Origin of the sequence: Kribbella sp. NPDC056861, assembly GCF_040687575.1 — a bacterium.
Lineage (GTDB): Bacteria > Actinomycetota > Actinomycetes > Propionibacteriales > Kribbellaceae > Kribbella.
On record NZ_JBFBNQ010000002.1, the window covers coordinates 1,416,082 to 1,424,805 of the forward strand.

Annotated in this window: 9 protein-coding genes; 5 read left to right on the top strand and 4 right to left on the bottom strand. The window is 68.1% G+C overall.

Annotated features, from left to right (window positions below; translation table 11 throughout):
• Positions 1 to 10: 10 nt before the first annotated feature.
• The 3 genes from eat to AB0P21_RS13675 all read left to right on the top strand — a co-directional run bounded on the left by eat (position 11) and on the right by AB0P21_RS13675 (position 3,726).
• Positions 11 to 1,450, top strand: a complete 1,440-nt coding sequence (gene eat, locus AB0P21_RS13665; RefSeq protein WP_363696445.1) for an ethanolamine permease — start codon at positions 11 to 13, stop codon at positions 1,448 to 1,450.
• A 124-nt stretch (positions 1,451 to 1,574) separates the two neighbouring features.
• On the top strand, positions 1,575 to 2,516 hold the full coding sequence (locus AB0P21_RS13670) for a zinc metalloprotease (RefSeq protein WP_363696447.1): 942 nt from the start codon (positions 1,575 to 1,577) through the stop codon (positions 2,514 to 2,516).
• Between the two features lie 34 nt (positions 2,517 to 2,550).
• Positions 2,551 to 3,726, top strand: a complete 1,176-nt coding sequence (locus tag AB0P21_RS13675) for a D-alanyl-D-alanine carboxypeptidase (protein WP_363696449.1) — start codon at positions 2,551 to 2,553, stop codon at positions 3,724 to 3,726.
• A 112-nt stretch (positions 3,727 to 3,838) separates the two neighbouring features.
• Here the strand turns inward: AB0P21_RS13675 and AB0P21_RS13680 are convergent, their stop codons facing one another.
• From AB0P21_RS13680 to trpS, 3 genes are read right to left on the bottom strand one after another with little or no spacing between them, the layout of a single operon-like run.
• Entirely contained in the window at positions 3,839 to 4,951 is a 1,113-nt protein-coding gene (locus AB0P21_RS13680; protein ID WP_363696451.1) for a YihY/virulence factor BrkB family protein, read from the bottom strand.
• Positions 4,952 to 4,979: 28 nt separating this feature from the next.
• Positions 4,980 to 5,492, bottom strand: coding sequence for a 2'-5' RNA ligase family protein (locus AB0P21_RS13685; protein ID WP_363696452.1), 513 nt, complete (start codon positions 5,490 to 5,492; stop codon positions 4,980 to 4,982).
• Positions 5,493 to 5,499: 7 nt separating this feature from the next.
• Positions 5,500 to 6,576, bottom strand: coding sequence for a tryptophan--tRNA ligase (trpS, locus tag AB0P21_RS13690; protein ID WP_363696453.1), 1,077 nt, complete (start codon positions 6,574 to 6,576; stop codon positions 5,500 to 5,502).
• A 73-nt stretch (positions 6,577 to 6,649) separates the two neighbouring features.
• On the opposite strand from trpS, the gene AB0P21_RS13695 reads away from it, so the two are divergent.
• The gene (locus AB0P21_RS13695) at positions 6,650 to 7,210 is read left to right on the top strand and encodes an alpha/beta hydrolase (RefSeq protein ID WP_363696455.1); all 561 of its coding nucleotides are present in this window, start codon (positions 6,650 to 6,652) and stop codon (positions 7,208 to 7,210) included.
• Here the strand turns inward: AB0P21_RS13695 and AB0P21_RS13700 are convergent.
• Positions 7,207 to 8,232, bottom strand: coding sequence for an iron-siderophore ABC transporter substrate-binding protein (locus tag AB0P21_RS13700; protein ID WP_363696457.1), 1,026 nt, complete (start codon positions 8,230 to 8,232; stop codon positions 7,207 to 7,209). The two genes, AB0P21_RS13695 and AB0P21_RS13700, sit on opposite strands and share 4 nt — an antisense overlap.
• A gap of 101 nt (positions 8,233 to 8,333) precedes the next feature.
• Here AB0P21_RS13700 and AB0P21_RS13705 point away from each other — a divergent pair, with 101 nt between their 5' ends.
• Positions 8,334 to 8,612: a hypothetical protein gene (locus AB0P21_RS13705; RefSeq protein WP_363696458.1), complete on the top strand. Its 279-nt coding sequence runs from the start codon at positions 8,334 to 8,336 to the stop codon at positions 8,610 to 8,612.
• Positions 8,613 to 8,724 lie beyond the last annotated feature (112 nt).

Genomic DNA, 8,724 nt, shown 5'->3' on the forward strand with positions numbered 1-8,724 from the left:
GGAGGCAGCGATGAGCCGGAAGAAAGCCCGCGTCGACTACCAGCAGGTCGGTCAGGAATATCTGGAACAACGGCAGCTCAAACGCGGCGCGGCGGGCTGGGTGCTGCTGGCCGGCCTCGGGGTCGCGTACGTCATCTCCGGCGACTTCGCCGGCTGGAACTTCGGCCTGGCCGAGGGCGGCTGGGGCGGGTTGCTGATCGCGACCGTGCTGATGGCCACGATGTACACCTGCATGGTGTTCGGGCTGGCCGAGCTGGCCTCGGCGATCCCGGTGGCCGGCGCGGGGTACGGGTTCGCCCGGCGCGCGCTCGGCCCGCTCGGCGGCTTCGCCACCGGGACGGCGATCCTGATCGAGTACGCGATCGCCCCGGCGGCCATCGCCACCTTCATCGGTGGGTACATCGAGGCGCTCGGGTTGTTCGGGCTGACGTCGAGCTGGCCGGTGTACCTCGGCTGCTACGTGCTCTTCATCGGCATCCACCTGTACGGCGTGGGCGAGGCGCTGCGGCTGACCCTCGGGATCACCGCGATCGCCGTCGTCGCGCTGGTGGTCTTCGTGATCGCGATGGTGCCGAAGTTCGACGCCGACAAGCTGTTCGACATCGTGCCCAACAACGCTGCCGGGGCGAGCGACTTCATCCCGTTCGGGTACGCCGGGGTGCTGGCCGCGCTGGTCTACGGGATCTGGTTCTTCCTCGCGGTGGAGGGCGTTCCGCTCGCCGCCGAGGAGGCCCGCGACCCCCGCAAGGACATGCCGCGCGGCATCATCACCGCGATGCTGATCCTGCTCGTCTTCGCCGCCCTGATGCTCGTCTTCACCGCCGGCGGCGCGGGCTCGGCCGTGATCGCCGAGTCCGACAACCCACTGCCACTGGCTTTGCGTACTGCCTTCGGCGGCGAAACGTGGGTCGCCGACTTCGTCAACTACGTCGGCCTGGCCGGCCTGGTGGCAAGCTTCTTCTCCATCGTCTACGCCTATTCGCGGCAGCTGTTCGCCTTATCCCGCGCGGGTTACCTCCCCCGCTTCCTCTCCGTCACCGGCAAGCGCAAGACGCCGTACCTCGCCCTGACCGTCCCCGGCCTGATCGGCTTCCTGCTCGCCGCGATCACCCAGGACGGCGCGCTGCTGATCAACATCGCCGTCTTCGGCGCCACCGTCTCGTACGTCCTGATGATGCTGGCCCACATCGTCCTGCGAGTCCGCGAACCTGCGCTGGACCGCCCGTACCGAACCCCTGGCGGCGTAGGCACCACCAGCGTCGCCCTCGTGCTCGCGATCACCGCCGTCATCGCCACCTTCTTCGTCGACAAGTTCGCGGCCGCGATCACCGCCGGCATCTTCGTCGTCGCCCTCGCCTACTTCTGGTTCTACAGCCGCCACCACCTGGTCGCCTCAGCCCCGGAGGAAGAGTTCGCCGCCATCCAGCAAGCAGAATCCGAACTGTCCTGACCCGTGTCCTGACACTGCCTTGGCACTTTTCCGCCAGGGAACGGCTTTGCAGTTGCCGGGATCGCGCTCAAAATCGGCTGATCCGGTCGCACCGCCCAGCGGCCAAACTCCGAGGAGCGCTCCTATGCGATCTCTCAGCATCCGCCCCCGCGCCGTTGCCGTTCTCGTTGCCGGTACGGCGCTCGCCTTCAGCCCGCTTGGTGGTCAGGCCAACGCGAAGCTGCCGGTGGAACACCTCACGAATCCCTGTTACACGCCGGCCGACACCACCTCGGCGCGTGGCGGCCAAGGGGCCGACCACCGCGAGTTGTCGGCCGCCGAGCAGAAGTCGATCGACGCCAGGACGGCCGTGCTGGTGGCCGCCAAGCAGGCGCGAGGGCTGGCCCCCAAGGCCGGCAAGCTCGCCGCCGCCAACGTTCCGGTCTACATCCACGTGATGCGCAGCAGCTCCGGCGCCGGTGACGTGACCGCGACCCAGATCAGCCAGCAGATCGCCGAGCTGAACCAGGACTTCGCCGGTGGCGAGTCGTCGGCCGCGGCGAACACCGGCTTCACCTTCACGCTGGCCGGCACCTACCGGTACAACAACAGCACCTGGCACACCGACGGCCAGAGCACGACGTACCGGGCGCAGACCCGCAAGGGTGGCAAGAACGCGCTGAACATCTGGCTGGTCAACTTCTCGTACCTCGGGATCGCCACCTTCCCGTGGGACTACTCGAGCAACCCGTCCATCGACGGCATCCGGGTGCAGTACAGCTCGCTGCCGGGCGGCTCGGCCACCAACTTCAACCTCGGCAAGACCGCGACCCACGAGGCCGGCCACTGGTTCGGGCTCTACCACACCTTCCAGGGTGGCTGCACGAGCACGAACGACTCGGTCAGCGACACCCCGGCCCAGAGCAGCGCCAGCTCCGGCTGCCCGACCGGCCGGAACTCCTGCTCGCTGCCCGGCGTGGACCCGATCCACAACTACATGGACTACTCCTACGACTCCTGCTACAACCAGTTCACCCCGGGTCAGAGCACCCGGATCTCCAACGCGTGGACCGCATACCGCGCGTGACTTCTGAACCGCGGGCCGTCTAGAGTCTCTCGCGATGCGTGTCCTCCTGACGGCCTGCGCCACCGCGGTAGCCTGCTCGGCTCTCGCGGTGACCGGTCCTCTTGCTGCGACCGCCGCCGACCAGAGTGTCCGTACTCCGGTCGGCGGCGCCCAGCTGACGACGGAGCCGACGGTTGTCGCCACTGGCGCGACGCCGCCGGCCGTCCAGGCGTCGGCGTACGTACTGGCTGACATCGACACCGGCAACGTGCTCGCGGCCAAGGCGCCGCACGCCAAGCTGCGGCCGGCCAGCACGCTCAAGACGCTCACCGCGCTGGTACTGCTGCCGCGGCTGAACAAGGCCGACCAGGTGGTCGGCACCGACCAGGACGCCGGCATCATCGGCAGCAAGGTCGGGGTGTACCCCGGGCTGCGCTACTCGGTCGATCTGCTGTTCCAGGGGATGTTCCTGGCGTCGGGCAACGACGCGGTCAACGCGCTCGTCAGCCACGACGAGGGCGGGGTGCCGGACACGATCCAGCGGATGAACAAGAAGGCCAGCGAGATCGGCGCGCTGGACACGCATGTAACCGACCCGACCGGGCTGGACGCCGATGGGCAGTACTCGAGCGCCTACGACCTGGCGTTGTTTGCGCAAGCTGGGTTGGGGCGGCCGGACTTCGCGAAGTACGCGTCGACGAAGTACACGAATTTCCCGTTGGCGAAGAAGGGCGGCAGCTACCAGGTCGCCAACCAGAACAAGCTGTTGTTCAACTACGACGGCGCGCTTGGCGTGAAGACCGGCTACACGACGCTGGCCCGCAACACCTTCGTCGGCGCCGCGCGTCGGGGTGGGCACACGCTCGTCATCACGCTGATGAACTCGCCACACGGGATCACCGAGGACGCCACCAAGCTGCTCGACTGGGGCTTCACGTCGTACTCCGCGCTGTCGCCGGTCGGCACGCTGGTCAAGCCGGTTGTCGCGGCACCGCCGAAGACCGCTGAGGGTGAGTCGTCGGGGCCGAACACCTCGAAGAAGGCCTCGGCTCTGCCGCCGCGCCGGAACCGCGCTGCTCTTGTCGCTGCTGCGGTGACGCAGTCGGTTGTCTATCGCATCCCGGTGTGGGCTTATGCGTTGCCGCCGCTGCTGCTTCTTCCGCTCTTCCTCCGGCGGCCCAAGGCGCTTCGTGCTCGAGCCAAAGCTGCAGCAAAAGCCAGACTCCGTTAGCTTCTGTTGGTTCAATGGCGGCGGGCACGCCGTCTTCGCTTCCCGCCGCTGCGCCGCTGTAGTTGTTGGAGCGGAGTCCGCCCCAAGGGTGAGCGGTGGCTGCGTCCGATGGTTAGCGTTTGAGGGAGCGGCCGACTCGAGCCAGTTGGACTGCGATGGCTGAGGCGGTGACTCCCAGCAAGGCGCCGGCGGCTACAGCGACTGTGTCGGCTTTGCGGGCCGGGATGGGGACGACCTTGTACTTCTTGCCGGGAGGGCCCGGCAGCAGGCCGTCAGGGGCTGCTGAGCGGGCCGCAGGCGCGTAGGGCGTACTGATGGGGTCTGATTCGAACGGCATCGCGGCTCGGGCTGCTTCTTCGGCCTCGCCGGTGTGCCAGCGGTGGTCGAGGGTCGCTTCCTTGGTCCAGGCGGCGATCAGCATGATGACGCGGGTCATCAGGTAGATCCAGACCAGCAGGGCCAGTGGCAGGGCGAGGGTGCCGTACGCCGCGTTGTTGCCGATCACGCCGTTGACGTAGCCGTTGCCGAGCTTCTGCGCCAGGTAGAACACGATGCCGCCGGCCAGGGCCGCGATCAGCGCGACCCGGCGGGGCAGGATGATCCGCGGCATCGCGGTCTGCAGGTACAGGAAGAGCACCGCGCCGGCGGCGATCCCGACCACGATGCTGATCGCGTCCAGGCCCCAGCTGGCGAACCAGGTGCCCTGCAGGCCGGTCCAGCCCATGATCTTCTCGGACAGGCCGGTCAGGATCGACGAGGCTCCGGTGGCGACCGCGCCGATCACGCCGAGGCCGACCAGCGCGCCGAGATCTTCCAGCTTGAGCTTGATCGCGTTGCCCGGCTGGTCGTCCAGCTCGTGCATCGAGCGGATCGAGGCGCGCAGCGAGTCGATCCAGCCCAGGCCGGTGAGCAGCAACGAGGCGGCCGAGATCAGACCGATGGTGCCCGCGTTGTTGATCAGCGAGTCCAGGTCGATCTTGTCGCCGATGCCCGGCAGGTTCGTGGTCAGCGCGGTCTTCAGCCGGCTGACGGCGTCCTTGTTCAGCAGCTTGCCGGTGACCGCCGCGGCCAGCACGATCAGCGGGAACATCGACAGGAAGCCGAAGAAGCTCGTTGCTCCGGCCAACCTGTTTCCGCGCCGATCGCCGTACCGCTTCCAGGCCCGCCACAACTGTGTCCGGCTGAAGCGTGCCCAGACGGCCTTGGCCCGATCCATGATCCCCATACGACTCCTGTACCCCGGGTAAGGAGTCCTACCCTGCCAGCGGGAACGACCGCTGCGGCCGCCACACGCCGTCCGCGCCGTGCTCGTACCGGCTGAAGGCCGCCACGTCGAAGGCGCAGTCGTACTCCGAGAGCGCGTCGTACGCCTGGTCGAGGGCGTCCTTGTCCAGGTCGTGCGCCACCGTCACGTGCGGGTGGTACGGGAACCGCAGGTCGACCTCCAGCGGACCGGAGCGGACCTGGGACTGCAGCACCTCACACGACGAGATCCCCTCGGCCAACGGCACGAACACCACCGGCGAGATCGGCCGGAAGGTCGCCGTACCGCGCAGCCGGATCCGGAAGCTCGGGAACCGGGCCGCCACCTCCAGCAGGTGCTCGTCGATCAGGGCCAGATCACCGTCGGCCACCTCGGTCGGCGGCAGCAGCGTCACGTGCGTCGGGATGGAGGTCGCCATCGGGTCGCCGAACTCCTCGCGATACTTCTGCAGCTCGGTGCCGAAGGGTTCCGCGATGGGGATCGCCACGCCGATCGTCGCCATCCGGCGCCTACCGGCCCAGCCCGGAGGCTGACCCTGGGCCGGGCACGAAGCCGAGCCGGTCGTAGACCCGCTGCAGGGTCGGCTCGGTGACGGCGCGGGCGCGCTCGGCGCCGGCCGCCAGGATCGCGTCCAGCTGGGCCTTGTCGTCGAGGTAGGCCATCGTCTTCTCCCGGAACGGGGTGACGAACTCGACCACCTGCTCGGCCAGGTCCTTCTTGAAGTCGCCGTAGCCGCGGCCGGCGTACTCGTCCTCGAGCTCGCTGACCTTCTTGCCGCTCAGGGCGGAGTAGATGGTCAGCAGGTTCGCGACGCCGGCCTTGTTCTCCGGGTCGAAGACGACGTCGCGACCGGAGTCGGTGACGGCCGAGCGGATCTTCTTCGCGCTCACCTTCGGGTCGTCCAGCAGCTCGATGATGCCGGCCGGCGAGGAGGCCGACTTGCTCATCTTCGCGGTCGGCTCCTGCAGGTCGGAGATCTTCGCGGTCTCCTTGACGATGTGCGGCTCCGGCAGCCGGAAGGTCTTGCCGAAGCGGTGGTTGAAGCGCTGCGCCAGGTCGCGGGTCAGCTCCAGGTGCTGGCGCTGGTCCTCGCCGACCGGGACCCGGTCGGCCTGGTAGATCAGGATGTCCGCGGCCTGCAGGATCGGGTACGTGAACAGCCCGACGGTGGCCCGGTCCGCGCCGCCCTTGGCGGACTTGTCCTTGAACTGCGTCATCCGGCTGGCCTCGCCGAACCCGGTGATGCAGCCGAGCACCCAGCCGAGCTGCGCGTGCTCGGGCACGTGCGACTGGACGAACAGCGTGGACTGCTCCGGATCGATGCCGGCGGCCAGCAACTGGGCCGCGGACCGCCGGGTGCGCTCCCGCAGTACCTTCGGGTCGTACTCGACCGTGATCGCGTGCAGGTCGACCACGCAGTAGAACGCGTCGTGGTCCTCCTGCAGCGCCACCCACTGGCGAACCGCACCCAGGTAGTTGCCGAAGTGGAAGGAATCCGCGGTCGGCTGGATACCGGAGAGGACGCGGGGGCGTCGCTCCGATCCGGCGGCCTGCACAGGGGTGTCCCCAGGGACGGCTGCTGACATGCAGCCGATTCTGCCAGCGACCCGGCTCTTCACCACACCCGGGCGGCTTTCACCTGGGCATAGGGTCGAAATTATGAGCTCTCGCGAAGCCGTCATCCTGCCGGGTGGACAGAACGGGCCGCACGCCCCGCTGCTGATGTTCGCCGGCGATGCGGCCGAACAACGCGGCGCCCAACTGACGCCGGTGCACTGGGAAGGTCCCGAGCAACTGCGCACCAAGCCCCCGGAGGAGTTCGGCCCTTGGGTGGTCAGCCAGCTCGACCGCGCCGTACCGTCCCTGCGCTCGCCGGCCGGGCCTGGTACGCCGCTGCTGATCGGCAAGTCGCTGGCCAGCCATGCTTCCGTCGTGGCGGCCGAGTTGGCGTTGCCTGCGGTGTGGTTGACGCCGGTGCTGACGAGCGAGTGGGTGGTCGACGGGTTGCGGCGGGCAACAGCTCCGTTCCTGCTGGTGGGCGGGACGGCTGATGCGCTGTGGGATTCCGGACTGGCGCGGGAGCTCACGCCGTACGTGCTGGAAATTGCGGCAGCCGACCACGGGATGTATGTCCCGGGTCGGCTGGCGGCGTCGGCCGCTGTGCTTGGTGAAGTGGCGACGGCGGTCGAGGACTTTCTGGATCGGGTGGTCTGGGCCTAGGTGGTGGCCGGGTCGCCGTCGACGGCCTTGGCGAGCTGGGGGATCAGCTGGTCCAGGACGGTTGGGAGGCTGAGGATCGAGACGAAGGTGGTGGCGCCGTACAGGTCGTTGTCGTAGTTCTCCTCGATGAACACGTCCCGGCCCTGCTTGCGGACGTCGAGGGCCTGGTAGACCTTGTCGTCCTTCAGTTTCTGGGTGCCGCCCTTCTCGGGGAACCAGACGACCACCTGCTGGTTCAGCAGGTCGGCTTTCTCGGCGCTGATGCTGGCGCCGAACTTGTCGCCGATCGCCTTGTCCAGGTCGGCCGGCAGGGCGAAGCCGAGATCCGTCATCAGCCGCGAGCGTGGGTCCTGGCTGCCGTAGATGAAGTAGCCCTCGTACGGCGAGGCCATCAGCGAGGTCTTGCCCTTGAACTCGGGGTGATCGGCACGGGCCTGCTCGAACTTGGCCTCGATCCCCTTCACCATCTCGTCGGCCTCCTGCGCCTTGCCGACGGCCTGGCCGACGGTGCGGGTCAGGTCCTGCCAGGCGACGCCGTAGTCAGGCGAACCGGGGAGCTGGGCGACCGTCGGGGCGAGCGCGGTGAGCTTCTTGTAGTCGTCGGCGGTGATTCCGGCGTACAGGCCGATGATCAGGTCGGGCCGCAGCGCGGCGACCTTCTCGAACTGGATGCCGTCCTTGTTGCTGAGCACCTGCGGCACCTCACCGCTGCCGAGCTTCTCCTTCGCCCACGGGAACAGCGCGCCCGGCTTGTCGCCGAACCACTCGGTGGTCGCGACCGGCGTGACGCCGAGCGCCAGCAGCGCGTCCTGCTCGACCAACCCGACCACGACCACCCGCTGCGGCGCCGCCTTGATCTCCGCGGTGCCGAACTTGTTCTTGATCGAGACCGGGAACGCCCCGGCGTCGGCCCCCGTCCGAGTCTGGGGATCGGCGGCCTGGTCGTCACCACCTCCACAGGCAGTGAGCGCGAGCAACGGCACAGCGACCAGCAGCGCGAGCGGCCGGAGGATGGAACGCATCAGAGGGACCTCACAGTCGTTATTAGGTTCCCCTAACCTAACCGACGACCTCGTCGCCCAAGTATTTTCGTGACCCAATCGTCCTGAGGAGACCTTTGCCCATGAGTTCACCCGCCCCCCGTTCGTCCCGCCGCCGGACGGCCGGCGCGATCGCCGCCGCCGGTCTCGCCATCGCCGGCTTCACCATCACCGCCGGTCCCGCCGAGGCCGGTACGACGTACACGAACGCCTACAACACGATGAAGGCCTGCCAGACCAACCAGCGCAGCCTCGGTCACAGCAGCTCGATCCGGATCGTGAAGTCGTGTTACGAGTACTACTACGCCTGTCACGACATCCAGTGCTCGATCGGCTACGCGTTCTCCTGGACGTATCGCTGACCTGAAACGACGATCGGCCCGCTCGTCACCGTGGTGACGAGCGGGGCCCTAAGAGCCACGAGAGCGAAAAGATCGGAAGAGCGGGGGGTTGGGGGAAAGGGGTTTGCGGACC

Bases quoted from the DNA above. Each gene is read 5' to 3' on its own strand.
- AB0P21_RS13700 (WP_363696457.1), bottom strand. From the start codon at position 8,232: ATGCGTTCCATCCTCCGGCCGCTCGCGCTGCTGGTCGCTGTGCCGTTG.
- eat (WP_363696445.1), top strand. From the start codon at position 11: ATGAGCCGGAAGAAAGCCCGCGTCGACTACCAGCAGGTCGGTCAGGAA.
- AB0P21_RS13705 (WP_363696458.1), top strand. From the start codon at position 8,334: ATGAGTTCACCCGCCCCCCGTTCGTCCCGCCGCCGGACGGCCGGCGCG.
- AB0P21_RS13685 (WP_363696452.1), bottom strand. From the start codon at position 5,492: ATGGCGACGATCGGCGTGGCGATCCCCATCGCGGAACCCTTCGGCACC.
- AB0P21_RS13680 (WP_363696451.1), bottom strand. From the start codon at position 4,951: ATGGGGATCATGGATCGGGCCAAGGCCGTCTGGGCACGCTTCAGCCGG.
- AB0P21_RS13670 (WP_363696447.1), top strand. From the start codon at position 1,575: ATGCGATCTCTCAGCATCCGCCCCCGCGCCGTTGCCGTTCTCGTTGCC.
- AB0P21_RS13675 (WP_363696449.1), top strand. From the start codon at position 2,551: ATGCGTGTCCTCCTGACGGCCTGCGCCACCGCGGTAGCCTGCTCGGCT.
- AB0P21_RS13695 (WP_363696455.1), top strand. From the start codon at position 6,650: ATGAGCTCTCGCGAAGCCGTCATCCTGCCGGGTGGACAGAACGGGCCG.
- trpS (WP_363696453.1), bottom strand. From the start codon at position 6,576: ATGTCAGCAGCCGTCCCTGGGGACACCCCTGTGCAGGCCGCCGGATCG.